Here is a 24,012-nt window from a genome sequence, read left to right as displayed (position 1 = left end):
TCGCGTGGCTTCTTCACCTCGCGCGTCATCGGCACGTTCATCAACGAGGCCATCGCCATGCTGGCGGAGGGCATCGAGCCCGCCACCATCGAGCAGGCAGGCATGCAGGCCGGCTACCCGGCGGCACCGCTGCAGCTGTCCGACGAGCTGAACCTCACGCTGATGCAGAAGATCCGCAAGGAAACCGCGGAAGCTGCGAAGGCCGAAGGCAAGGAACTGCCCGCCGATCCGGCAGGCGACGTCATCAACACGATGGTCGACAAGTTCGACCGCAAGGGCAAACTCGGCGGCGCCGGCTTCTACGACTACGCCGACGGCAAGCGCACCGGCCTGTGGTCCGGGCTGCGGGAGAACTTCGGTTCCAAGGAACTCGAGGTGCCGTTCCAGGACCTCATCGAGCGCATGCTGTTCATCGAGGCCATCGAGACGCAGAAGTGCTTCGACGAAGGTGTGCTCCTCACCACCGCCGACGCCAACATCGGCTCCATCATGGGTATCGGCTTCCCCGCCTGGACCGGCGGTGTGTCGCAGTACATCCAGGGCTACGAAGGCGGCCAGGCCGGCTTTGTCAAGCGTGCCGAAGAACTCGCCGCCAAGTACGGTGAGCGCTTCACCCCGCCGGCCTCGCTGAAGTAGCAGGCGGCTCCGCCGCCCGTGCGCCTTTTTGGTAGCTGCAACAACCAAAAAGGCGCACGGGGCGGGTTATCCACAACTTCGCGGTTATCCACAGGCAGCGTGGATAACTGCGTTTTTGTCGGCATCGGAGTCGGACGCGCATCGCACGATGCGCCGTATGACCGACATCGACCTCCACGACTTTCAGCGCCTCGTCGACACCCAGTTCGGGATCGTCACGCAATCCCAACTCGAGCCGTTCGGCTTCTCCAGAGGGAGGGTTCGCCATCTCCTCGACTCGGGGCAGTGGCGCCGTGTCCTCCAAGGCGTCTATGCCGTCACCAACGGCCCGTTGACCCGAAACATGATCCTGTCCGCCGCTCTCCTCTACGGCGGCGGCCATTCGATGCTCAGCCACATCACCGCGGCGGAGGAATGGGGGATGGTCCCTCGCCGCGACGGCGAACCGATCCACATCACCGTGCCGTACGGGAAATCGTCGCGGTGCCAGAGCTCGACGGGCATGCGTCCGTCGCGTAAGCCGGGCAATCCGATCGCTCCGTCCTCGCCGTTGCATCCGGGAGTTGTCGTGCACAGGTCGAGGGCCCACGATTACCTCGCCGTCGACACGGATCCGCCTCGTACGGCGCGAGCCGACACTGCACTCGACCTCGCGATTGCCGAGCCCACGGCCCGTGACGCATACACCAGGCTCATCGCCCTCGTGACCAATGCCCGGATCCCCCTGCGCGACATCCGGCGACGCATGGAGGAGCGACGACCACGTCGGTATGGCAAGGCGCTCGTGGATGCGGTACGACTGCTCGCCGACGGCGTCCAGTCGGTGCTCGAGTACCGCTACGCCACCGACGTCGAGGATGCGCACGGGCTACCACGGGCGCGGCGCCAGTCACCCGGTGTCGTGGACGGGCGGACCCTCTTCGAGGACTGCGACTACTCCGACCACGGTGTGCCGCTCATCGTGCGACTCGACGGTCGCCGCGCGCATGCCATGGCGGAGGTCGCGTTCCGGGACCGCCGACGCGACAATGCCGCGGAACTGCAGGGACGGCCGCGACTCGTCTACGGGTTCGACGAGGTGACAAAGAATCCGTGTGCGGTGGCCCGCGAAGTCGAGACCGTCCTGGTGCGGGAGGGGTGGATCAGGCCCGGCGAGAGGCCCTGCCGGGCCTGTGCGCCTTTCTGGTTGCTCTAGCTACCAAAAAGGCGCACGGGCGGCGGAGCCGCCTACTTCCACCACGGACGCAGCGGGACGTGCGCCTCGCCCTTGGGGCCGAGCTTGACGGCGAGAACCTGGTGCAGCTGAACGACGTTGCGTTCGAAGCCCAGCCGCGACCCTGCCATGTAGAGGCCCCATACGCGTGCGGTGCCTTCGCCGACTTCGGCGACGCAGGCGTCCCAGTTGTCGACGAGGTTCTGGCACCATCCGGCGAGGGTGAGTGCGTAGTGTTCGCGCAGGTTCTCCTCGTGCCGCACCTCGAGTCCGACGTTCTGGATCTCGGTGATGATGCGTCCGGAGCCGGTGAGTTCGCCGTCGGGGAAGACGTACCGGTCGATGAATCCGCCTGCGCGCGCCTGACTCTGGTTGTCGGGCCGGGTGATGCAGTGGTTCAGCAGCCGGCCGCCCTCGCGGAGTTTGCTCTGCAGCAGCCCGAAGTAGGCGGGGTAGTTGCCGACACCGATGTGCTCGGTCAGGCCGATCGAGGAGATGGCGTCAAATCCGGTCTCGGGGACGTCGCGGTAGTCGGAGAACCGAACCTCGGCGAGGTCGGACAGTCCTTCTTCGGCGATGGCCTTCTGCGCCCATTCGGCCTGTTCGCGGGACAGGGTGGCGCCGATGACCTTGACGCCGCGGCGGGCGGCGTACCGGACCATCGATCCCCAGCCGCAGCCGATGTCGAGCAGTCGGTCGCCGGGCTGAAGGCCGAGCTTCTCGAAGACGAGGCGGTACTTGTTGTCCTGTGCTTCTTCGAGGGTCTGCTCGGTGTTCTCGTAGCAGGCGCAGGTGTAGGTCATGGACGGGCCGAGGACGTACTCGTAGAAGGTGTTCGAGACGTCGTAGTGGTGGTGGATGACCTCGGCGTCGCGGGACTTGGAGTGCCGCAACCCTTCCGCGACTCGACGCCACCGCGGGAGATGCTCCTGCGGGGGAGGGGCGATGGGGCGCAGCAGATCCCAGCCGAGCGAGCGCGTGATCGCGGCGAGCGTGAGCGCGGACGGACGACGGAAGTGCAGTTCGTCGCCCATGACGCGGAGGATCTCGTAGGGGTCACCGGGGTGGACGCCGCGGGCCTCGAGGTCGCCGGACACGTAGGCCCGCGCCATGCCGAGGTCGCCGGGGGCGGTCGCCAGATAGGTGGTGCCCCGGGTCGTCTTGAGGTGGAGACCGTAGGGGGCGTCCTCCGGGCCGGCGGCGCTGCCGTCGTAGGCGGAGAACCGCAGCGGGAGCATGCCGTCGGACAGAGTTTCGAGAATCTCTGCGATGGTCAGCTTGTGATCTTGGGAGCGTGAAGCTTTCAGGGTTGTCATCGACGTTGCACCGCCTTGGAGAAAAGGTCCAGTAATCGTGATTTCGGGTCGTAGCGTTTTTTCAGTTCCGTGTATCGATCGCCGCCGTAGTAGAGGCGTTCGAAGTCTTCTCGTGAGTAGTACGAATCGGAGTAGAGGGACTTGTGTCCGTCGAAGTCGCTGACCTTGTCTTCGATCAGCCGATTCGCCGCCCCCTCGGGTCGGCCCGGAACGATGGGCACCGACGACCAGAATCCGATGTTCACGTATGTGCGTTTCGGTTCGAGGGGGTACAGGGGCCAGGGGCGTTGCGAGGACGCGCCGGCGGGGGCGGGTTCCCGCAACCGCAACGGGCACAGCCACAGCGGTTCGATCGGGATCTCGTCGAGGAACCAGCGGACGAAGTCCGCGGTGCGGTCGATGGGTACTTCGACGTCCTGCACGACGCGTTCGCGCGGCGGGTTGCCCTTGCGCTTCTCGAGGCGGTCGCCGATGTCGTACTTGTGGTCGAGGGCGATGAGCTTCCAGTAGAAGCTGCTGCGCAGGAGGTTCTTCGGCCACAGCCGGCGGATGGTGGGGTTCTGGGCGCCGAAGGCGCGCGAGCACCAGAACCAGTCGGTGTCCCAGCGCCACAGGTAGTCTCGAATGGTGAGTTTGTCCGTTTTGGGGTGGTTCACGGAACTGTGCTGGATGGACCGGTAGAAGATGTTCTGCCCGGTGTAGTCGCTGACGGGGCCGCCCTCGTCGGTCTGATGGCCCAGCGTCAGGTAACTCTCGGACGCGGTGAACACGACGCCGTCCAGGTAGTCGACGGGGATGCCGTCGTGGATGCGCTCGGTGACGATGCGATCCATCGCCGACTGCAGTTCGTCCAGGGAGTCGAAACGCAGATGTCGCAGTGCCACATACCGTTTGACGGGCTCGAGCTGGATGCGCAGCCGTGTGGAGTAGCCGAGGGTGCCGTAGGAGTTGGGGAACCCCCAGAACAGGTCGGAGTTCTCGCCTTCCGGTGTCGCGGTGACGATGTCGCCGCTGCCGGTCAGGACGTCGATCTCGAGGACCGATTCGTGGGGGAGCCCGTTGCGGAACGATGTGGACTCGATGCCGAGGCCGGTGACCGCGCCGCCGAGTGTGATGGTCTTCAGTTGTGGAACCACCAGCGGCGCCAGCCCGTACGGCAGGGTGGCGTCCACCAGGTCTTCGTACGTGCACATTCCGGCGACATCCGCGGTGCGGGCCTGCTCGTCCACCGAGATGACTCCGCCGAGACCGGAGACGTCGAGGCCGGGTGCGCTGGTCTGGGCCCGGGCCCGGAACAGGTTGGACGTCTTCTTCGCGAGACGCACGGTGGCGTCCGTGGGGATCGCGCGGTAGGACGCGAGAAGCCGTTCGACGCCGGCGCGGTGAGCGTCGATCCCGGTGACGGGCAGAGTGCGATGCGCACGGAAGGGGCGTCCACCCTCCCGCATGCTTTTCAGTAGTTCAACCGAAGAGGCAGCCACACCTTGACGCTATCCCTCTCCGCGGGTTCAGGCCACGCATATCGGCGCGGTCGAGCGAAGATTCACACAAATGTCTCATCAATGTGCGGGTCGTGACCACGTCGAAGTGAGCTACCTCACAATAGATTGCCACGTCATCGCCCGGACTCGCCGACGGAAGGCAGGATGAGAGGAGGAAGCAGTTTCGTACAAATCGTACAAGAGGAGTCAGAACAGTGGGCCAGGTCAGCGCGAGCAGTTCGATCACCGTCGCAGCCACACCGGAGAAGGCGCTCGCGGCTTTGACGGACTACGAGACGGTGCGTCCGCGCATCCTCTCGGAGCAGTACCTGGACTACCGCGTCCTCGAGGGTGGGCAGGGCGGCGGCACCGTCGCGCAGTGGACGTTGAAGGCCACCGAGAAGCGGTCCCGCGACATCAAGGCCACGGTCACCGTGGCGGGCAACACGATCACCGAGACGGACGCGAACTCGTCGCTCGTCACCACCTGGGTCGTCGCCCCGAGCGGCAGCGGTTCCACGGTCACCACGACCACCGAGTGGAAGGGCGCGGGCGGCATCGGGGGCTTCTTCGAGAAGACGTTCGCCCCGCTGGGTCTGAAGAAGATTCAGGGGCAGGTGCTGGCGAACCTCGAGCGCGAACTCGCCTGACGCGACGCCGGTTCGCTCCGGCGCCGTCGGCGTGAGTCCCACGGCGGCGTCGGTGCCGGACCGCACCGACGGTCACGGTCTACTCTGGCAGGGGAAACAGCAGAAAGGACCACGTCAGTGCAACCAGGTGGACAACCCGACATGTCGGCGCTCCTCGCGCAGGCACAGCAGATGCAGCAGCAGCTGATGGCCGCCCAGCAGGAGATGGCCGAGGCCGAGGTCACCGGGCAGGCCGGTGGCGGACTCGTGACCGCGACGGTCAAGGGAACAGGTGAAGTGGTCGGTCTGAAGATCGATCCGAAGGTCGTCGATCCCGACGACGTGGAAACTCTGCAGGACCTCGTGATCGGTGCGATCGAGGACGCGTCGAACAAGGCGCAGGAGATCGCGGCGCAGAAGCTCGGTCCGCTCGCGGGCGGATTCGGTGGGGGAGGCCTGCCCGGTCTCCCCGGTTTCTAGAGGCGCGGCGTGTACGAAGGTCCGGTTCAGGATCTGATCGACGAGCTCGGCAAGCTGCCCGGCGTCGGGCCGAAGAGCGCTCAGCGCATCGCGTTCCACCTGCTCAGCGTCGAGCCGCCGGAGATCGACCGGCTCAAGAATGCGCTGCAGCGGGTGCGCGACGGCGTCCAGTTCTGCGTGGTGTGCGGCACGGTCTCCGACAAGGAGCACTGCCGCATCTGCGCCGATCCGCGCCGTGACCGCACGGTGATCTGTGTGGTCGAGGAGCCGAAGGACGTCCAGGCCGTCGAGCGCACCCGCGAGTTCAAGGGCCGCTATCACGTTCTGGGCGGTGCGCTGGATCCGCTGTCCGGGGTGGGCCCCGATCAGCTCCGTATCCGGGAGTTGCTCGCGCGCATCGGCAATCAGGAGGACGGCGTCGACGTCTCCGAGGTGATCATCGCGACCGACCCCAACACCGAGGGGGAGGCCACCGCGACGTATCTGGTGCGGATGCTGCGGGACTTCCCCGGGCTGACGGTCAGCCGGCTCGCGTCGGGTCTGCCGATGGGCGGCGACCTCGAGTTCGCCGACGAGCTCACGCTGGGCAGGGCGTTGTCGGGGAGACGCACGCTGTGACGTCGGATCCGGGCACTGCCGCGCCGGTGAAGCGGACGGCCGAGCAGTCACGGTCGCTGATCGTCGACGCGGCGGGGCGGGCGTTCGCGACGCGTCCGTACCGGGAGATCACGCTCAAGGACATCGCCGAGGACGCCGGGGTCAGCGCACCGCTGATCATCAAGTACTTCGGGTCGAAGGAGCAGCTGTTCGACGCGCTCGTCGATTTCCGTGCCGCCGCGGAGATCGTGTTCAGCGGTCCGCTGGACGGTCTCGGTGAGCGGATGGTGTCGATGTTCGCGCGGCCGCTCGAACCGTACAAGCCGCTGTCGCTGAACATCCTGTTCATGAGCGGGCCGAGCGAGGAGAGCAGCCGCAAGCTTCGCGCCAACTATTCGGCGCAGATGATCGACGCGCTGGCCGAACGACTGCCCGGGCGGGATGCCCGGTTGCGCGCCGAACTGGTGATGTCGATGCTGACGGGTCTCGCCGTCATGCGTCGCAAGATGATGCAGGAGCATGCGACGGGCACCCCGGAAGAGGTGGTGGCGCACTACGCCCCGCTGGTGCAGGAGTTGCTCGACGGCTGAGGGCGGATTGTCCGGCTTGCGGGGTAAATGGTTGTTCACCTAATCTGGTGAACAACCATTTACCAGCTGTGCAAGGGGTGACGCTTGACGATCTCGTTGCCGCGCCCACTGTCGGCGCTTGCGGATCAGCCGGTCGCACCGCCGGACTCTGTCGGCGGATCGCGTTACCTCTTCCCGATTCTCGCGTTCGCGGGCGTGTTCCAGGCCGTCCTGCAGACCGTCATGGTGCCCCTCCTGCCCAGCATGCCGGCGTTCACCGGCGCGAGTCAGACGTCGGTGTCCTGGCTGATCACCACCACCCTCCTGGTCGGCGCGGTCGTCACCCCCATCTTCGGCAGGCTCGCCGACATGTTCGGCAAGAAGCGGATGCTTCTCGTCGCCTTCGTCTTCATGACGCTCGGAGCGTTGATCTGCGCCGTGACGTCCGACATCGCGTTCCTGATCTTCGCGCGGGGACTGCAGGGGGCAGGCGCCGCCGTCATCCCGGTCGGAATCTCGATCCTCCGCGACGAATTGCCGCGGGAGAAGGTCAACGGCGCCATCGCCATGATGAGCTCGACCCTCGGGATCGGCACCGCGCTCGGACTGCCGTTCGCGGCGTCCGTCGCCGAGTACTCCAACTGGCACGTCCTCTTCTGGGTCATCGCGGGAATCGGGCTCGCGGTCACCACGGCCGCGGTGCTGTTCATCCGCGAGTCCGAGGTGCGGTCCGGTGGGCGGTTCGACGGCGTCGGCGCCGTCGGTCTCACCGCGGCCCTCGTCTGCCTGCTCGTCCCGATCACCCAGGGCAGCTCGTGGGGCTGGGGTAGCCCCGCGGTGCTGGGCATGTTCGCGTCCGCGGTGTTCCTGTTCGCGCTGTGGGGACATCAGCAGCTGCGAAATCGGAACCCGCTGGTTGACCTGCGGGTGTCGGCGCGACGGTCGGTGCTGCTGCCGCATGTCACGGCGCTGCTCGTCGGGTTCGCGTTCTACGGAAACGCCCTCATCACCACCCAGTTGCTGCAGGCGCCCCGCGGAGACGCCGGCTACGGCCTGACGATTCTCCAGGCCGCGGTGTGCCAGCTGCCGACGAGTCTGTCGATGATCGTCTTCGCGCAGGTCGGGGCCCGGGTGTCCGAACGCTACGGGTCGAAGGTGACGATCCTGTCGGGCGCGATCTGTCTCGTCCTCGGCTACGCGCTGCACACGGTGCCGCACAAGGAGTTGTGGATGGTGATCGCCGCGCTCGGGGTCGCGGCCGTCGGCACCTCGCTGGTGTACAGCACGCTGCCGATGCTGATCGTCCGGGCCGTGCCGTCCACGCAGATGGCCGCGGCCAACGGCGTCAACGTCCTGCTGCGGACGATGGGTACCACCATGTGCAGCGCGGTGGTCGCGACGGTCCTGGCGGCGAGCATGGTGGGCGGTGTCGCCTCGGCCGCCGGTTTCTCGATCGCCTACGGGGTGTGCGCCGTGCTGGCGGTCCTGGTGTTCGCGGTCTCCCTGGCCCTGCCCGGGCACGATCGGGTGAAGAAAAGTCCGGTAGAGCCTCTTGTGACGTAGATCACTCGCGTGTATCGTCAGTGATGCGGATCGAGGAAATGTACCTGTGAGCAGAGAAAACTCGAGAAGCAGAGATCCGGCCGAGAATGCAGAAGCATTCCCGGCCGAACCCCTGTCTGGGGTCTTTACTCCTCCATCGATTCCGCGATCTGCTTGATGGCGGCCAGCCGGCGATCCCACTCGGCGCCGATCCGTTCCAGCCTCCGCGCCGTCTTGTTGAGCTCCGCGCCCAGCGCGCGGTAGCGGATCTCGCGGCCCACCTTCACCGACTCCACCAGTCCGCAGGCCTGTAGCGCATTCAGATGCTTCGCGATGGCCTGCCGCGACACCGGAAGCCGGGTGGCGAGCGACGACGCCGACTGGTCGGCCCGCCCGAGTTCGGTGAGGATCTCCCAGCGGGTTTCGTCGGACAGTGCCGCGAACACCGAGGCCAGTTCGGCGTACGTGCCCACTGTCATGCCTTCACGCCGTGCAGGTACGCGACCAGTTCGTCGAGTTCGGCGTGCCAGCCCTGGACGTTGCCCTCGCGGGCCCTCTTCTGGTCGGCCACGTCGCGGTCGAGGGTGTCGAATCCGGTCTCGACGACTGTCAGTTCGGTGCCGGATGCGTGCTCGGACAGCGTGAACCGCACCAGGGTGGAGTTGCCGATCACCGGGTCGGCGTCCATGTCGGCGGCCCAGCGGAAGCCGAACGCGTTCGGTTCGTCGACCTCCGTGACGACGGCGTGGGCGGTGCCGTGCTCGTCCCAGGTGAAGGCGGCCTTACCGCCGACGCTGAGGTCGAGCGACGTGCGCTGCCCGAACCACTGGCTGATCTTGTCGGGATCCGTGATCGCCGCCCACACCGCCGATCTCGGGGCGTTCACGACGACGGTCCGGGTGATGCTGCTCGATGCGTCCATGGTGGGTCACCTTTTTCGACAACGGTTGATGTGCAACTTTATGGTTGCACTCTTTTCGTCGTTCTGCAACCCTTCGGTTGCGCTCCGCACGTGAGTGCCGATGTGTACTCGGATGCGCATCGGCACTCACAGGGGTTATCCACAGGCTGTGGAAAAAAATGGTGGTTAGGGGCGGTTCCTGTCGGGGTGGGCCGACACCGTTCCGAGCATGGAACACGACTCATGGCAGACCATTCTCGACGCCCAGGACGGCGTCGTCACCACGGCACAGCTCCGGGCGCACGGCGTCAGTGCCACCGCACTCCGACATCGTGTGGTGTCCGGCCAGTGGCTGCGGGTGCTGCCGCGCGTCATCGCGGTCACCAACGGTCCGCTCACCCGCCCGATGGCCCTCTCCGCCGCACTCCTGTACGGCGGCCGGGCGATCCTGAGCCACCGGACCGCGGCCGAGGAATGGGGACTGCTCCGCGTCGACGACCCGTCGGCACCGGTCCACATCACCGTCCCCTACAACTGCTCGGCGGTGAATCAGGGGCCGACGGTCCGCACACCCGGCGGTCCGCGCCCCACCTCGGTCGGCAACGCACTCGTTCATGGTGGCGTCGTGGTCCATCGGTCCCGCGCATTCGAGCACATCTCGGTCCCGTTCCGCCTGCCACGGACGTCTTTGGCCGACACGGTGATCGACCTCGCGGTGTCCGAGGCCACCCCGCGGGAGGCGGCCCTCCGGTTCATCGAGGCCGCCACGAGTGGCAAGGTCCACGTCGAGGTGCTCCGGCGGAAACTCGAGGTCCGGCGTCCACACCGGTACGCGACCGACATCGCCGACGCCGTGACGCTGCTCGGCGACGGCGTTCAATCGGCCCTCGAACATCGTTACGCACTCGACGTCGAACGGGCGCACGGGCTGCCGAGCGGGAAACGTCAGATGCCGCACGTCGTGGACGGCCGGATTCTGTACGAGGACGTCGATTACAGCCCCATGGGTGTGCCGCTGATCGTCCGGCTCGACGGGCAGCAGTATCACAGCGCGCAACAGTCCCGCTTCCGTGACCGTCGGCGCGACAACGCGGCGGAGCTGGCCGACCGTCCACGGCTGGTCTACGGGTGGGAGGAGACGACCCGCGACCCCTGCGGGGTATTCGAGGAAGTGCGCCGGGTGTTGGTCCGCGAAGGATGGGCCGATAGGTCGCGCCGCTGTCCAGCCTGCCCACGTGAGTGAGAAAGAGTGCCCGGCCACTCTTTCTCACTCACCTGCGGAGGTGAGTGAGAAAGAGTACGGGACGACGCTTTGCCACTCACGTGCTCAGACGCGCAGGCGCTCCCGGCGCAACTGCGCGACCTCGGGCAGGTCGAGGGGCGCGAGTTCGTCGACGCCCAGCGCCCGTTTCAGGAGCAGGTCGGCGAGTTCGGGGTTGCGGGCGAGCGCGGGTCCGTGCATGTACGTGCCGATCACGGAACCCTGGACGACGCCTTCGAGTCCGTCCCCGACGCCGTTGCCGACGCCGTGCGTGACCCGGGCGAGGCCGCGGGCGCCGGAGCCGAGTGTGGTTCCGCCGCGGTGGTTTTCGAACCCCGTGAGCGGCTGCGTCAACCCGTCCATCTGTGGTGTCGTGATCACTTCACCGATGGAACGGGTCGCCTGCGGGGACGTGGTGACGTCGAGCATCGAGACGCCGTCGACGCGTTCGCCGCTCGACGTCTCGTACCAGTTGCCGAGCACCTGGATCGCGGCGCAGATCGCCAGGACGGGGGCGCCGCGTTCGGCGGCCTTCTGCAGTCCGGGGTACTTGGCGAGGTGCCGGGTGGCGAGGCGCTGCGCCGAGTCCTCGGCCCCACCGAGCGTGTACACGTCGAGGGACTCCGGGACCGGGTCGTTCAGCGTGATCTCGACGATCTCCGCGTCGTATCCGCGCATGCGCAGTCGCTGCCGGAGGATCAGGGCGTTGCCGCCGTCGCCGTAGGTGCCCATCACGTCGGGGAGCACCAGGCCGATGCGTACGGTCGAGTCAGGCATTGCGCGCCTCCTTCGCGATGGCGGTGTTCAGGTCGCGGAAGGCGGTGTAGTTGGCGAGCACCTCGACGCGTCCGGGCGGGCAGGACGCGATGGCCCGCAACGGGTTCGGGTCGAGCGTGTGCTCGACGCCGGCGTACGTGAGGCGGACGGCCAGGTCGGTGCCGCGTTCGCCGGCCGCCACCACCTTGACGCCCTCGAAGTGCTCGAACCGCACGTCCCACAGCCAGGACAGGTCCTCGCCGTCGGGAACCTGCCCGTTGACGGCGATTACGAGTCCGTCGACGGTGGGGTCGATCATCGACAGCGCTTCCTGCCAGCCGGCGGGATTCTTGGCGAGCAGCATGTGCACGGAGTGCGACCCGACCTCGACGGTGCTGTAGCGGCCCGCGACCTCCTGGACGGTGGCTGCCGCGGCGACGGCGTCCTCCGCCTTCGCGCCCATCGCGACGGCCGCGGCGACGGCCTGCGCGGCGTTGCCGCGGTTGGCGCGACCGGGCAGGGCGAGGGTCATCGGGATCTTCAGACCGTCGGGCCCGTACAGGTTTTCGTCGTCCAGCCACCAGTCGGGGGTCGGGCGCGCGAAGTCGGAACCCGTGCTGCGCCAGTGCGAGCCCTCCCAGACGATGGGTTCGCCGGTGCGCGGACAGCTGGCGGCGTCGCTGGCCCATCCGCCGCCCGCGGCGACCCAGACGACGTTCTTCGCGTCGTAGGCCACCGAGGTGACGAGGACGTCGTCGCAGTTGGCGATCACGACGGCCTCCGGGTGCGCGGCGACGCAGGCGCGGAGTTTGCGTTCGATCATGTTGATCTCGCCGACCCGGTCGAGTTGGTCGCGGCTGAGGTTGAGCAGCACCAGGGCCTCGGGGTTGACCGCGTCGGAGACGTGCGGGACGTGGAGTTCGTCGACCTCGAGGGCGGCGAGGGGCGCGTGGACGCGGGTGCTGAGCGCCGCGACGATGCCGGCGTCCATGTTGGCGCCGTCCGCCTGCGTCGCGACCTCACCGAGGGTGGAGAGCGCCGCCGCGGTCATCCGGGTGGTGGTGGACTTGCCGTTGGTGCCGGTGATCACCGCGGTGCGCCGGCCTGCGCCGAGCTGCTCCATCAGTGTCGGGTCGATCTTCAGGGCGATCAGTCCGCCGATCATCGAGCCCTTGCCCCGGCCCGCCTTCTGCGACGCCCACGAGGCCGCCGCCGCTGCGCGCAGGGCGAGCTTGCCACGCGTCGTGATCCCAGTTCCAGTACTCACTCCGCGAGTTTTGCACAGGGTCCGGTCAGACGCCGACTCGCGCGGGGGCAGGTGAGTGCGAAAGTGTGCTCGGACGCACCCTGCCACTCACCTGGGTGGCGGCGGCACCGGCGATGACGACGGCCCCGCCGATCAGCGACAGGACGCTCGGCTCCTCGTGCAGCACCAGCCAGGACGCCCCGATCCCGACGATCGGAACCAGCAGGGAGAACGGTGCGACCATCCCGGCGGGGTAGCGGCTGAGCAGTGCCGTCCACAGACCCGAGCCCGCGACCGTGCCGAGAATCACGATGTAGGCGAGGCCCGCGAGCGCGAGCGGGCCGGTGCCCTCCAGCGACGACGTCAGGGAGTTCCAGCCCGCGGACGGTCCCTCCACGCCGAGCGACAGCGCCAGCATCGGCAGCGGCGGAATGACGCACATCCACAGCATCAGGCGCATCGGCTGGTCCGACGCGGCCTTGCGGTTGCCGATGTTGCCCACCGCCCACGACAGTCCCGCGAGCAGCGTCAGGGCCACCGGCAGCAGCGCGGCGTGCTGGGCGCGGTCCCAGCCGATGAGGGTCATTCCGGCTATCGCCACCAGTAGTCCGCACACCTGTGCCGGCCGCAGTCGCTCCCGCAGCAGGACCGCGCCGAGGACCACGGTGAACGGTGCGGACGACTGCAGGACCAGCGATGCCAGCCCGGTGGGCATGCCGACGTGCATGGCCCAGAACAGGAAGGCGAACTGGCCGACGCCGAACCCGAGGCCGTACACCAGCAGCCACTTCAGCGGGACCTGTGGCCGGGGAACGAACAGGATCACCGGGATCGCGATGACGAAGAATCGCAGCGCGGCGAAGAAGAACGGTGGGAAGTGATCGAGGCCCGCGCGAATGGCGAGGAAGTTGAGCCCCCACAGGACGACGACGGTGAGTCCGAGCAGCCGGTCGCGGGAGGTCATGCATTCCATCGTGAGGGCCTGAAATGATCAGGACAAGCGCATTAAAGTGCACTATCAATGTAGTTTTGCTACATGGATGCGACCCGGTTGCGCGTGCTGCGCGAACTGGCGGACCGTGGGACGGTGGCGGCGACCGCGCAGGCGTTGTCGATGACGCCGTCGGCGGTGTCGCAGCAGCTCAAGATCCTGTCGCGGGAGGCCGGGGTGACCCTGCTCGAACCCGCCGGCCGCCGGTTGCGGCTCACGGATGCCGGTCAGGCGCTCGTCGTCCGCGCCGACGACGTCGTGGCCGCCCTGGACCGTGCGGCGGCGGAGATGAGCGCCTACCGCGGTTCGCCGCGCGGGCGGGTGCGGGTGGCGCTGTTCCCGTCCGGCGCCGCGCTGCTGCTGCCCGGACTGCTGGACGCGCTCGAAGGCAGTGGGGTGGACGTGCAGGCGCGCGACGAGGACCTGCCCGCCGCCGCGGTGCCCACCCTGCTCGCCGATTACGACGTGGTGCTGACGCATCGCGACGAGCGGGCCCCGGACTCGTCCTCGCCGCGGGTGACGGCCGAACCGTTGATGCGCGAACCCATCGACCTCATCCTGCCGCCCGGCCATCCGCTCGCCGGACAGGATGCGGTCCGCCCGGACCAGTTGGCGGACGAGAGGTGGATCAGTGTGCGCGGCGGGTTCCCCGTCGACGACGTGCTGATGTCGGTGGCCGCCGCGACCGGTGTGCAGCCGCATGTGGTGATGCGCATCAACGACTTCCGGGTCATCGAGGAACTCGTCGCCGGCGGTCACGGCGTGGCCCTGCTGGCCCGCCATGCGGTGACGAGCCGCACGGTGGTGCAGCTGCCGCTCGCCGGGGTGCGGGCGGCCCGGATCTACGAACTGGCCCGGCGGCCGGCAGCCGACGACGTTCCCGCGGTGGCCACGGTGCTGCAGGCGTTCCGGGACGTCGCGGCACGGGTGCGGGACTGACCCCCGACAGCACGAAGGCCCGCACCGGGGCGGGCCTTCGACGGTGACGGTGCGGGGTCAGGCCAGCGCCTTGGCCTTCAGCGTCTCGTACTCCTGCTGTGTGATGGTGCCTGCATCGAGCAGGGCCTTCGCGTCCGCGATCTGCTCGGCCGAGGACTTGCCCGCCACGGAACGGATGTAGCTGTCCTGGGCCTGCTTCACCTCCTGCGCGGCCGCCATCGACCGCTGGGCCATGCCGTCGCTCTTGACGATGAGATACACCAGCGCGGTCAGCAGCGGGATGAAGAACAGGAAGATGATCCAGATGGCCTTCGCCCAGCCCGACGTCTTATGGTCGCGGAACAGGTCGGTGATGATGGAGAACAACAGGATCAGGTAGGCCACGAAGCCGAAGGTGACGATGATCACCCAGAGAAAGTCCCAGAAAGAGTCCATTGCAGCGCTCCATTCACAGTCGAATTCACTCTGCGCTGACTATCGCACCGGGCCGGGGCACCCGCGTCATCCGAAACAGGTGAAATGCGGCCGGTGCGGACTCCCCGCCCGCGGTGGCGGAAACGCCGAACGGCCGCGACACCGGTAGGTGCCGCGGCCGTTTGGGTGGGGACTACTTGCCTGCTTCGACCGCCCGGCGCATGCCGCGCTCGACCGCACCGATGATGTACGGACGCAGTTCGACGGCCGGGATGACGGCGTCGACGGAGCCGACCCGCTGAGCCCGCTGGATGTTGTGCACGGCCTCGAACTCGGCCGCGACCTCACCGAGCTTCTCGTTGCGCACCGCAGCCTGCTGGGCCGCCAACTCCACCCTCAGGTGAGCCTGCTGGGCGTCGTTCTGGGCGCCCGCCAGGTTGGCCTCGAGCTCCCGGATCGACGGGTCGGCGGCCACCCGAGAGTTGACCTCGCGGGTGAACACCACGGCCGCGGCGGGGGCACCACCGAGGACCGACGCGAACGAACCCTCGACCGCCAGCACCTCCATGTTGTCGTTCAGTGCTCCGGAGAACACCACGAACGCGCCACCGTGGTAGCGGGAGACGACGCAGAACACGATCGGGCCGTCGAAGTTGACGATGGCGCGGCCGATCTCGGCGCCGTACTCGAGCTGGATGTGCCGCAGCGAGTCCGGGGAACCGTCGAAGCCGGACAGGTTGGCCAGCACCACGAGCGGACGGCTGCCGCTGGCGGCGTTGATCGCCCGGGCCGTCTTCTTCGACGACTGCGGGAACAGCGTTCCCGCGGTCCACTGGTCGGGACCGTTGGCCGGCGACCATCCCTTACGGGCGATGGCCCGCGACTCGATGCCGATGACGCTCACCGGGTAACCGCCGAGGTGCGCGTCGAACACGACGGACGTGTCGGCGTCCGCCATGTCGGCCCACCGCTCCAGCACCGCGTGGTCCTGGTCGACGAGCGAACGCATCACCGTGCGAATGTCGAACGGCTTCTTGCGTTCCGGGTTCGTCTCCGCGGAGAAGATGTCGCCGACCGTGGTGAAGTCGCTGGACGGGTGGATGTGCGGGAAGGACCGCACGTCGCGCCCGATCGGGTCGCTGGTCTGCGCCCGACGCGGGAAGCGTTCTCCGGCAACGACGTACGCGTGGTCGTAGTGCGCGAACAGGATCTCGCACGCGGCGGGCAGGTTCGGCGCCCAGTACTGCGCCTCACCGTTCGGGCCCATCACGCGGTCGTAACCACCGATGCCGAAGTTGTCCTCGGCCGAGACGCCACCCGAGTAGTCGAGCGAGTTCTTACCGGTGAGCACCATGGCACTGTCCGGCGTCATGACGAGGATGCCCTTGGTGTGCATCAGCATCGTGGCTTCGGCGTTCCAGTACGGCTGCGCACCGACGTTGATGCCGGCCACGATCACGTTGACCTCGCCACCGTTCTGCGTGAACGTGATGAGGCGACGCAGGCCGCGGGACACCCAGTCCATGTTCTCGGTGCCGCTGTCCATGGAGATCGTCGCGCCGGACGACAGCGCGAACCACTCGACCGGGACACCCAGCTTCTCGGCCAGGTCCACACCGGCGACGAGGCGGGCGCACTCGGCTTCCGCGACCGTGCCGAGGGCCTTCGTCGGGTCACCGAAGAGCGCGACGCGGGTCATTCCCTCGGGATGCCGGTCGGTGCGGGCGGTGACCAGACCGACGACGAGGCCGGCCTTGTTCTGACCGTACGGACGCTCGACGGGAACCAGCTGGCCCGTCTCGTCCAGGTCGTGCTCGACGAAGCTGCCGTCGCGGCCGGTGAGCAGCGGGATCAGCTCGTACGGGTAGACGGTGCCGCGGGCACGTGAGCTGCGGACCTTCTGCGTGTACGCGTCGAGCGGCTGCAGCGGCTCGGTCGGCGGTTCGGTGACCTTGACGACCACGCCGGCACCGGTGCGGTAGGAGAAGCGCAGAGCCTTCTCCCGCGACTCCGTGCCGGGCTCGCCCTGGAGCCGGGCGATCACGGTGATCTCCTCGAGTCCGGCGCCCGCGGTGAGCGGTGCCGCGACCCGGGCGAACGCCTCGAGGTCCTCGACCGGGACGTCGATCTTCGGCCACACGTACAGCACGACGCGGTTGGCGTCGAGCTTGCGCTTGCTGCCGCGCGTGGCCTGCGCCCGGCGGATGCCGTCGAGGCACGACTGCAGGACGCGTTCCGCGGCGGGAACGCCGATGACCTGGCCGTCCTCGTTGCGGACCGGCGTGATGTCGCGGATCTCGGCGAGCGCGATGAGGCGTTCGTCGGTGGGGTTGTCGCGCGAGACCAGGTTGAACAGGAACGTGTCGGCGACCGCGGGGAGGCGGGTGCCGTCGAAGTTCTTCAGGCGCCACAGGTCGAGTCGCTGGCCGGTGAGCGGGTGCATGTCCCGGATCAGCTTCTCTTCCGCGAGGACACCTGCGTCCGGGCGGTACGTGAACTTGCGGACGTCCACGTCGGTTCCGCCGAAGACGGACACCGTGACCCGGCGGCAGGTCGCGGCCAGCGGCAGCGCCGTCAGCGCCTTCCGCAGGTCCTCGGACATCGTGTTCGGGTCGGCGGGCGGTGCGGTCCACGACAGGTAGAGGTCGAGGACGAGGTTCTCGGGGTTCTCCGAGGCGACGGCACCGATCTCGTCGAGCGCACCGGGCAGTTCGGCGTACTCGGCGACGGCCGACACCAGGTTGAGGCGCTCGCCGAGCAGATCGAAGTTGCCGGTGACGAAACGCCGTCCGTTGCGGTCGAAGGACGTGACGTTCTCGAGCGTGCGGATGTCGTAGTAGCGACGGGTGACGACCTCGAGCAGCGGCCCGACGGTGGTGCTCTTGCGTGCGATCCGCTGCCCGAGGAGCTCGGTCAGCGACTGCGGGGTGGCGACCAATGCCTCGAGGCGTTCCTGGTAGTCGACGGCGTCGGGACGCTCGGCGAGGTACTCGAGGCTGCCGCGGACACCGTCGTAGACCTGCTCGCGGGCCTTGCGGATCTGCGGCTCGTCGAAGAACCGGAACCGCACGTTGCGGGCGACGTTGCCGATCACCGGGTAGCGGACCTGGGTGGCGATGATCAGCCGGTCCAGGACCTCACCGAGTCCGCTGGGTGCGCGGCCGGGAGCGTTCTTTTCGTTCAGCCACCGATCGAGCAGGGCGGCGATGACGGGAACCTGGTTGTCCATGCGCTGCTGCGCGAGGAACAGGCGGTAGACCGCCTCCTCCAGCTCTGCGGTGCGCTCGAGGTCGGTGACGTCGTAGTGACGCAGCGCCCGCGACAGCCGGGTCGTGAACGACTCGGGCAGGCCTTCGAGCTCGACGTCGAGAGTGTGGAGGTAGGTGTGGAAGTGCTCGCGCGGGCTGTGGACGCGCTCGTCACCGTCCTCCTCGGCTGCGGTCGGACGGTTACGTCCGATCTCGCAGATGTCCGCGAACGTGTTCAGCAGGGCGAGTTCCGCCTGCACGAGATCCGGGTCGCCGGCGATCTCGGCGCGCAGCTTCTCGTAATCGGCGAGGAGAACACCGGCCCGCTTCGCGCTGACGTCGTAACCGGTGAGCAGTGCGGCGAGTGCGTCGATCTGCTCGAGGGCATCGGCCCGGGTGTTCCCGTGCGAAGCGGGAGAACCGAGATCGAATTCGACGCGAGGCGACTTCGGAGCGGTGGACTCCTCGGAGCTCTCCTCGACGCGCAGCAGTGCCGTTCCGGCGTCGACCTGGGAGTTGACCATGGCGAGAACTTCCCGCACCCGGCCTGCGACGGGGGCGCGGACCGCGGTCTCCATCTTCATGCTCTCGAGGACGACCAGCGTGGCGCCGACCTCGACCTCGTCGCCGACGGACACGGGCACCGCGACCACGACTGCGGGAGCCGGTGCGCGGACGACGCCGGCCTCGTCCTGGCTGATCTGGTGGCTGATGCCGTCGACCTCGACGAGGTACTGGGCGCGGCCTGCGACCGAGACGACGTGGTGGCGGCGGTCGCCGATCACCAGACGGCTCTCGAACTCGCTGAGGCGGTCGACCTCGACCTCGGTCTCGGGGGCGTCCCCGTCGACGCGGTAGGTGTGGGCGCCGACCTGCGTGACAGTGAGTCCGTAGGCCTGGCCCTGGTAGCTGAGCTCCACCTTGCGGCCGATGGCGTGGCCGGCGCGGGGGCGTCCACCGCGAGCGGACGACAGGAACGCCTCACGCTCGAGCTTCTCCTCGGCGTCGTAGACGTCGATGGCGGCGGCGATCAGGGCGACGTCCGCGGTCCGGGACGGGACGTTGGAGTTGCCTGCGTCGGTGCGGTCCAGCCAGCCGGTGTCCGCGGACGCCGAGATGACCTCTTCGCGGTCCAGCAGGTCCAGCAGGAACGACTTGGTGGTGGTGCCGCCCTGCAGCACGACCGTGGTCTCGCGGAGCGCGGTGCGCAGACGCGCGAGCGCCTCGGAGCGGTCGCGACCCCAGGCGATGACCTTGGCGACCATCGAGTCGTAGTCGGGCGGGATGACGTCGCCCTGGGCGATGCCGGTGTCGACGCGGAGACCGCTGCCGAGCGGGAACTTGAGCAGCTGCACGGCGCCGGGCGCGGGAGCGAAGCCGTTGGCGGCGTCCTCCGCGTTGAGGCGGGCCTCGACGGCGTGACCGAACTCGGGCGGGCAGTCGCCGACCAGCGGCTCACCGCTCGCGACGAGGATCTGCAGCTTCACCAGGTCGATGCCGGTGGTGGCCTCGGTGATGGGGTGCTCGACCTGCAGGCGGGTGTTGACCTCGAGGAACGTGAACGTCTTCTGCTCGGGCTGGTACAGGTACTCGACCGTGCCGGCGCCGCGGTAGCCGGCGGCGCGCACGAGCTCTGCGGAGACGGTGCGCAGGTGGTTCGACTGCTCGGCGGTGAGGAGCGGGGAGCTGGACTCCTCGATGACCTTCTGGTTCTTGCGCTGGATGGAGCAGTCGCGCACACCGGGAGCCCAGACGTTGCCGAAGTTGTCGGCAATTACCTGTACCTCGACGTGGCGTGCGTCGGTAACCAGTCGTTCGATGAACACGACGGGGTCGCCGAAGGACCGCTGGGCCTCACCCTGGGTGCGTTCGAGCGCGAGTTCGAGTTCGTCCTCGGACCACACCTTGCGGATACCGCGGCCACCACCACCGGAGCGGGCCTTGATGATGAGCGGGTAGCCGATGGCCTGGGCGTGACGGCGGGCGTCGGCGCGGGTGGCGACGGGGCCGCCGCTCCACGGCGCGACCGGGACCTCCACCTTCTCCGCGAGGAGCTTGGCCTCCACCTTGTCGCCCAGCAGGCGCATCGCTTCGGCGGGCGGGCCGATGAACGTGATGCCGAGCTGCTCGCAAACCTCGACGAACGCGGGATCCTCGGCGACGAAGCCCCAGCCGACCCACACGGCGTCGGCCTTGCTCTCGCGCAGCGCGCGGGCCAGCTCGGCGTGATCGAGGTAGGCGGTGCCGGTCTTGACTGTGCGCAAGCACACACCCTCGTCGGCCTGCCGAACGAACATCGCGCGGCGTTCCGCCTCGGTGTGCAGTGCGATCGTGCGGATGCCGTAGTTGTGCTCGGCGTTCAGTTCGCGCACCGCACGAATCAGGCGGACCGCCGCCTCGCCGCGGTTGACTATCGCTATTCGCTTGAACATCTGTTATCGCTCCGTTTCCGTAAAACTCATTGATCCGCAGAGTGTTTCGATGGCCAAGGCCATGTCCGCCGAGGACTGGGTGCCGCCTTCGCGGACACGTGCACCCCTGCACAACCCACTTGACTAACTCCAGGGGCGCCCCGAACGCGATCGTCGGACCTGCGCCATTGCGGGTCCGCTGCTCGGGGAATGCGAGCATAACGTCGAAAATATGTACCCGCGCGTAACTTCTGCGAGGCCCCGATCGGCTTGTCAAGCGTTCAAGGACTTGCGTGTCGACCCTACGAGAGAGTAATAACGCCGGAATTCCGTCGAACTGGGCGTCCTCCGTCGAGGTATCTGCAACGCTTTGTCACAGAGTCGTTTTCGTCCGGTTCCTCGAGAAGCTCTCGGGGAAGGGAACTTTCACGCGGATGTTACTGACGGTTTACCTTCGGGTCGGCGGACGCCGGTTCGGTCGCGTGCGCCACTGCGCCCCGCACACCCACGTGTGCCTCGCGGTGCATTCGGTCGACCATGTGCGGATAGTGCAGTTCGAACGCCGGCCGCTCGGAGCGGATGCGCGGCAGCTCGGTGAAGTTGTGCCGCGGCGGCGGGCAGGTCGTCGCCCATTCGAGCGAGTTGCCGAAACCCCACGGGTCGTCCACCGTGACCACCTCGCCGTAGCGGTAGCTCTTGAAGACGTTCCAGACGAACGGCACGGTCGACGCGCCCAAGACGAACGCGAACACCGTGGAGACCGAGTTGAGAACGGTGAAGCCGTCCGAGGGCAGGTAGTCGGCGTAGCGGCGCGGCATCCCCTCGGCGCCGAGCCAGTGCTGGACGAGGAACGTGCCGTGGAAACCGGTGAACGTGGTCCAGAAATGCCATTTGCCGAGACGCTCGTCGAGCATGCGGCCTGTCATCTTCGGGAACCAGAAGTAGATGCCCGCGTATGTGGCGAAAACGATCGTCCCGAACAGCACGTAGTGGAAGTGGGCGATCACGAAGTAGCTGTCGGTGACGTGGAAGTCCAGCGGCGGGCTCGCGAGGATGACGCCGGTGAGGCCGCCGAAGATGAACGTGATGAGGAAGCCGAGCGAGAACAGCATGGGGGTCTCGAACGTCAGCTGCCCTTTCCACATGGTGCCGATCCAGTTGAAGATCTTCACCCCGGTGGGCACCGCGATGAGGAACGTCATGAACGAGAAGAACGGCAACAGCACCGCGCCCGTCGCGTACATGTGGTGCGCCCACACGGCGATCGACAGGGCCGCGATGGCGATCGTCGCGTAGACGAGCCCGCTGTACCCGAAGAGCGGTTTGCGGCTGAAGACCGGGAAGATCTCCGACACGATGCCGAAGAACGGCAGCGCGACGATGTACACCTCCGGATGGCCGAAGAACCAGAACAGGTGCTGCCACAGCAGCACGCCGCCGGTGGCCGGGTCGTACAGATTGCCGCCCAGGTGGCGGTCGACGAACAGCCCCATCAGCGCCGCGGTGAGGATCGGGAACGCCACCAGGATCAGGATGCTGGTGATGAATATGTTCCACGTGAAGATCGGCATCCGGAACATGATCATGCCCGGGGCTCGCAGGCAGATGACGGTGGTGATCATGTTGACCCCGCCGAGGATGGTGCCGAGACCGGACAGCGCCAGCCCCATGATCCACAGATCGGCGCCGACACCCGGCGCATGCAGCGCGCTCGTCAGCGGCGAGTATGCCGTCCAGCCGAAATCCGCGGCACCGCCGGGGGTGATGAAACCCGCGATCGCGATCGTGCCGCCGAACAGGAACGCCCAGTAACTGAACGCGTTGAGACGGGGAAACGCGACGTCGGGGGCGCCGATCTGCAGCGGCAGGATGTAGTTGGCGAACCCGAACACGATCGGCGTCGCGTACAGCAGCAGCATGATCGTGCCGTGCATCGTGAACAGCTGGTTGTACTGCTCGTTCGACAGGAACTGCAGACCCGGGACGGCGAGTTCGCCGCGGATCAGCAGGGCCATCAGACCGCCGGCCATGAAGAACGCGAACGACGTGATCAGGTACAGAATCCCCAGGTCCTTGGGATCCGTCGTCGTGATCATCTTGTAGAAGAAGCTGCCCTTGGGGCGGCGCCGGGCCGGATACGGGCGGACCGGAAGATGCTGTTGAAATGCCAGATTCACGACGCCCCCCGAAGGGTCCGAGGCGGTTCGGGTCCGGTGTGGACTCCGTTACCAGGGTAGTCACCCGACGCCCGGAGGGAGCCGCTTTCCGGGGCCGGAAACGACGCTACCGCAGGTGCGCGTGATGCGCGCCTGCGGCAGCGAGGGTCGGGAAGCGGTCAGTGCGCGCGGTTGACCGCCGACACCACGGCCCGCAGCGACGCGGTAGTGATCGACGTCGCGATGCCCACACCCCAGACCACGGTGTTCCGTCCGTCGGGAGCAGTCACCGCGCACTCGACGTACGCGGCCGCCTGGGCGTCGTCACCGGCCGACATGGCGTGCTCGGAGTAGTCGAGAACCCGCACGTCGAAGTCGATCGTGGCGAGCGCGTCGACGAACGCGGCGAGCGGGCCGTTGCCCGAACCCGAGATCTCGTGCTCCTTGCCGTCGACCTTCACGGTCGCGGTGATGGAGTCGGTGCCGCCGTCCTCCTCGGACGCCGTGACCTTCTGCTTCATCCGCTCGAGCGGCGTGATCGGAGCCAGGTACTCCTCGTGGAAGACGTCCCACATCTCCTTGGGCGACACCTCGCCACCCTCGCCGTCGGTGATCCGCTGGACGGCCTGCGAGAACTCGATCTGCAGGCGACGCGGCAGCACCAGCCCGTGATCGGCCTTCATGATGTACGCGACGCCGCCCTTGCCGGACTGCGAGTTGACGCGGATCACGGCCTCGTAGGTGCGGCCCACGTCCTTGGGGTCGATCGGCAGGTAGGGCACCGCCCACAGGATGTCGTCGACGTCCGCGTCCTGCGAGTCGGCGTCGAACTTCATGGCGTCCAGACCCTTGTTGATCGCGTCCTGGTGGCTGCCGGAGAACGCGGTGTACACGAGGTCGCCGCCGTACGGGTGGCGTTCGTGGACGGGCAGCTGGTTGCAGTACTCGACGGTGCGGCGGATCTCGTCGATGTTCGAGAAGTCGATCTGCGGGTCGACGCCCCGGGTGAACATGTTGAGTCCGAGCGTGACCAGGCAGACGTTGCCGGTGCGTTCACCGTTGCCGAACAGGCAGCCCTCGATGCGGTCGGCGCCGGCCTGGTAGCCCAGCTCGGCGGCGGCCACGCCGGTGCCGCGGTCGTTGTGGGGGTGCAGCGACAGGATGACCGAGTCGCGGCGGGCCAGGTTGCGGTGCATCCACTCGATGGAGTCGGCGTACACGTTGGG

Annotated in this window: 20 protein-coding genes; 9 read left to right on the top strand and 11 right to left on the bottom strand. The window is 67.6% G+C overall.

Going from position 1 to position 24,012, the window contains the following annotated elements; all coding sequences use genetic code 11:
• Both QM693_RS36580 and QM693_RS36575 read left to right on the top strand, forming a co-directional pair.
• Positions 1 to 636: 3-hydroxyacyl-CoA dehydrogenase family protein (locus QM693_RS36580; protein WP_283354746.1), on the top strand; the 636-nt coding region annotated here is incomplete at its 5' end.
• 157 nt (positions 637 to 793) lie between these two features.
• On the top strand, positions 794 to 1,831 hold the full coding sequence (locus QM693_RS36575; protein ID WP_283332738.1) for a type IV toxin-antitoxin system AbiEi family antitoxin domain-containing protein: 1,038 nt from the start codon (positions 794 to 796) through the stop codon (positions 1,829 to 1,831).
• Positions 1,832 to 1,863: 32 nt separating this feature from the next.
• On the opposite strand, the gene QM693_RS36570 is transcribed toward QM693_RS36575, so the two are convergent.
• Both QM693_RS36570 and QM693_RS36565 read right to left on the bottom strand, forming a co-directional pair.
• On the bottom strand, positions 1,864 to 3,165 hold the full coding sequence (locus QM693_RS36570) for a class I SAM-dependent methyltransferase (protein WP_280782999.1): 1,302 nt from the start codon (positions 3,163 to 3,165) through the stop codon (positions 1,864 to 1,866).
• Complete coding sequence (locus QM693_RS36565; RefSeq protein ID WP_283332853.1) at positions 3,162 to 4,613, bottom strand: FAD-binding oxidoreductase; 1,452 nt, start codon at positions 4,611 to 4,613, stop codon at positions 3,162 to 3,164. Before QM693_RS36565 ends, QM693_RS36570 begins: the two co-directional genes overlap by 4 nt.
• Before the next feature lie 248 nt (positions 4,614 to 4,861).
• On the opposite strand from QM693_RS36565, the gene QM693_RS36560 reads away from it, so the two are divergent.
• From QM693_RS36560 to QM693_RS36540, 5 genes are all read left to right on the top strand, one after another.
• Positions 4,862 to 5,296, top strand: a complete 435-nt coding sequence (locus tag QM693_RS36560) for an SRPBCC family protein (protein ID WP_005248646.1) — start codon at positions 4,862 to 4,864, stop codon at positions 5,294 to 5,296.
• A 117-nt stretch (positions 5,297 to 5,413) separates the two neighbouring features.
• Positions 5,414 to 5,755, top strand: a complete 342-nt coding sequence (locus QM693_RS36555) for a YbaB/EbfC family nucleoid-associated protein (protein ID WP_009477269.1) — start codon at positions 5,414 to 5,416, stop codon at positions 5,753 to 5,755.
• 9 nt (positions 5,756 to 5,764) lie between these two features.
• Complete coding sequence (gene recR, locus QM693_RS36550; RefSeq protein ID WP_005248644.1) at positions 5,765 to 6,373, top strand: recombination mediator RecR; 609 nt, start codon at positions 5,765 to 5,767, stop codon at positions 6,371 to 6,373.
• Positions 6,370 to 6,942, top strand: coding sequence for a TetR/AcrR family transcriptional regulator (locus QM693_RS36545; protein ID WP_011596679.1), 573 nt, complete (start codon positions 6,370 to 6,372; stop codon positions 6,940 to 6,942). The genes recR and QM693_RS36545 overlap by 4 nt, the downstream gene beginning before the upstream one ends.
• Before the next feature lie 84 nt (positions 6,943 to 7,026).
• Entirely contained in the window at positions 7,027 to 8,484 is a 1,458-nt protein-coding gene (locus QM693_RS36540) for an MFS transporter (protein WP_283332740.1), read from the top strand.
• Positions 8,485 to 8,609: 125 nt separating this feature from the next.
• On the opposite strand, the gene QM693_RS36535 is transcribed toward QM693_RS36540, so the two are convergent.
• Both QM693_RS36535 and QM693_RS36530 read right to left on the bottom strand, forming a co-directional pair.
• Positions 8,610 to 8,942 carry an ArsR/SmtB family transcription factor gene (locus QM693_RS36535; protein ID WP_283332741.1) on the bottom strand — a complete coding sequence of 111 codons (333 nt, stop codon included), beginning with the start codon at positions 8,940 to 8,942 and terminating at the stop codon, positions 8,610 to 8,612.
• Complete coding sequence (locus QM693_RS36530) at positions 8,939 to 9,385, bottom strand: SRPBCC family protein (RefSeq protein WP_283332742.1); 447 nt, start codon at positions 9,383 to 9,385, stop codon at positions 8,939 to 8,941. The genes QM693_RS36535 and QM693_RS36530 overlap by 4 nt, the downstream gene beginning before the upstream one ends.
• 208 nt (positions 9,386 to 9,593) lie before the next feature.
• On the opposite strand from QM693_RS36530, the gene QM693_RS36525 reads away from it, so the two are divergent.
• Positions 9,594 to 10,607, top strand: a complete 1,014-nt coding sequence (locus QM693_RS36525; RefSeq protein ID WP_283354745.1) for a type IV toxin-antitoxin system AbiEi family antitoxin domain-containing protein — start codon at positions 9,594 to 9,596, stop codon at positions 10,605 to 10,607.
• An 84-nt stretch (positions 10,608 to 10,691) separates the two neighbouring features.
• Here QM693_RS36525 and QM693_RS36520 read toward each other — a convergent pair whose 3' ends face one another.
• The 3 genes from QM693_RS36520 to QM693_RS36510 are packed head-to-tail and all read right to left on the bottom strand — an operon-like array spanning position 10,692 to position 13,591.
• The gene (locus tag QM693_RS36520) at positions 10,692 to 11,402 is read right to left on the bottom strand and encodes a type 1 glutamine amidotransferase (protein ID WP_283354744.1); all 711 of its coding nucleotides are present in this window, start codon (positions 11,400 to 11,402) and stop codon (positions 10,692 to 10,694) included.
• Positions 11,395 to 12,648: a Mur ligase family protein gene (locus QM693_RS36515; RefSeq protein WP_005253380.1), complete on the bottom strand. Its 1,254-nt coding sequence runs from the start codon at positions 12,646 to 12,648 to the stop codon at positions 11,395 to 11,397. The genes QM693_RS36520 and QM693_RS36515 overlap by 8 nt, the downstream gene beginning before the upstream one ends.
• A gap of 25 nt (positions 12,649 to 12,673) precedes the next feature.
• Positions 12,674 to 13,591 carry an EamA family transporter gene (locus QM693_RS36510; protein ID WP_280782994.1) on the bottom strand — a complete coding sequence of 306 codons (918 nt, stop codon included), beginning with the start codon at positions 13,589 to 13,591 and terminating at the stop codon, positions 12,674 to 12,676.
• A 72-nt stretch (positions 13,592 to 13,663) separates the two neighbouring features.
• On the opposite strand from QM693_RS36510, the gene QM693_RS36505 reads away from it, so the two are divergent.
• On the top strand, positions 13,664 to 14,557 hold the full coding sequence (locus QM693_RS36505) for a LysR family transcriptional regulator (protein WP_005253382.1): 894 nt from the start codon (positions 13,664 to 13,666) through the stop codon (positions 14,555 to 14,557).
• Between the two features lie 57 nt (positions 14,558 to 14,614).
• On the opposite strand, the gene QM693_RS36500 is transcribed toward QM693_RS36505, so the two are convergent.
• The 4 genes from QM693_RS36500 to QM693_RS36485 all read right to left on the bottom strand — a co-directional run.
• The gene (locus QM693_RS36500; protein ID WP_005253383.1) at positions 14,615 to 14,992 is read right to left on the bottom strand and encodes an SHOCT domain-containing protein; all 378 of its coding nucleotides are present in this window, start codon (positions 14,990 to 14,992) and stop codon (positions 14,615 to 14,617) included.
• A 172-nt stretch (positions 14,993 to 15,164) separates the two neighbouring features.
• On the bottom strand, positions 15,165 to 20,651 hold the full coding sequence (locus QM693_RS36495; protein WP_283332746.1) for an ATP-binding protein: 5,487 nt from the start codon (positions 20,649 to 20,651) through the stop codon (positions 15,165 to 15,167).
• Between the two features lie 416 nt (positions 20,652 to 21,067).
• The gene (gene ctaD, locus QM693_RS36490; RefSeq protein WP_283332747.1) at positions 21,068 to 22,807 is read right to left on the bottom strand and encodes an aa3-type cytochrome oxidase subunit I; all 1,740 of its coding nucleotides are present in this window, start codon (positions 22,805 to 22,807) and stop codon (positions 21,068 to 21,070) included.
• Between the two features lie 158 nt (positions 22,808 to 22,965).
• Positions 22,966 to 24,012: 2-isopropylmalate synthase (locus QM693_RS36485; RefSeq protein WP_283354743.1), on the bottom strand; the 1,047-nt coding region annotated here is incomplete at its 5' end.

Source organism: Rhodococcus sp. IEGM 1305, assembly GCF_030058635.1.
GTDB classification, from domain to species: Bacteria; Actinomycetota; Actinomycetes; order Mycobacteriales; family Mycobacteriaceae; genus Rhodococcus_F; species Rhodococcus_F opacus_D.
The sequence above is the reverse complement of the archived record's forward strand: the minus strand, read 5'-3'. Positions and strand labels throughout refer to the sequence as shown.

Bases quoted from the DNA above. Each gene is read 5' to 3' on its own strand.
- QM693_RS36495 (WP_283332746.1), bottom strand. From the start codon at position 20,651: ATGTTCAAGCGAATAGCGATAGTCAACCGCGGCGAGGCGGCGGTCCGC.
- QM693_RS36520 (WP_283354744.1), bottom strand. From the start codon at position 11,402: ATGCCTGACTCGACCGTACGCATCGGCCTGGTGCTCCCCGACGTGATG.
- QM693_RS36535 (WP_283332741.1), bottom strand. From the start codon at position 8,942: ATGACAGTGGGCACGTACGCCGAACTGGCCTCGGTGTTCGCGGCACTG.
- QM693_RS36500 (WP_005253383.1), bottom strand. From the start codon at position 14,992: ATGGACTCTTTCTGGGACTTTCTCTGGGTGATCATCGTCACCTTCGGC.
- QM693_RS36505 (WP_005253382.1), top strand. From the start codon at position 13,664: ATGGATGCGACCCGGTTGCGCGTGCTGCGCGAACTGGCGGACCGTGGG.
- QM693_RS36525 (WP_283354745.1), top strand. From the start codon at position 9,594: ATGGAACACGACTCATGGCAGACCATTCTCGACGCCCAGGACGGCGTC.
- QM693_RS36570 (WP_280782999.1), bottom strand. From the start codon at position 3,165: ATGACAACCCTGAAAGCTTCACGCTCCCAAGATCACAAGCTGACCATC.
- QM693_RS36530 (WP_283332742.1), bottom strand. From the start codon at position 9,385: ATGGACGCATCGAGCAGCATCACCCGGACCGTCGTCGTGAACGCCCCG.
- QM693_RS36510 (WP_280782994.1), bottom strand. From the start codon at position 13,591: ATGACCTCCCGCGACCGGCTGCTCGGACTCACCGTCGTCGTCCTGTGG.
- QM693_RS36575 (WP_283332738.1), top strand. From the start codon at position 794: ATGACCGACATCGACCTCCACGACTTTCAGCGCCTCGTCGACACCCAG.
- QM693_RS36565 (WP_283332853.1), bottom strand. From the start codon at position 4,613: ATGCGGGAGGGTGGACGCCCCTTCCGTGCGCATCGCACTCTGCCCGTC.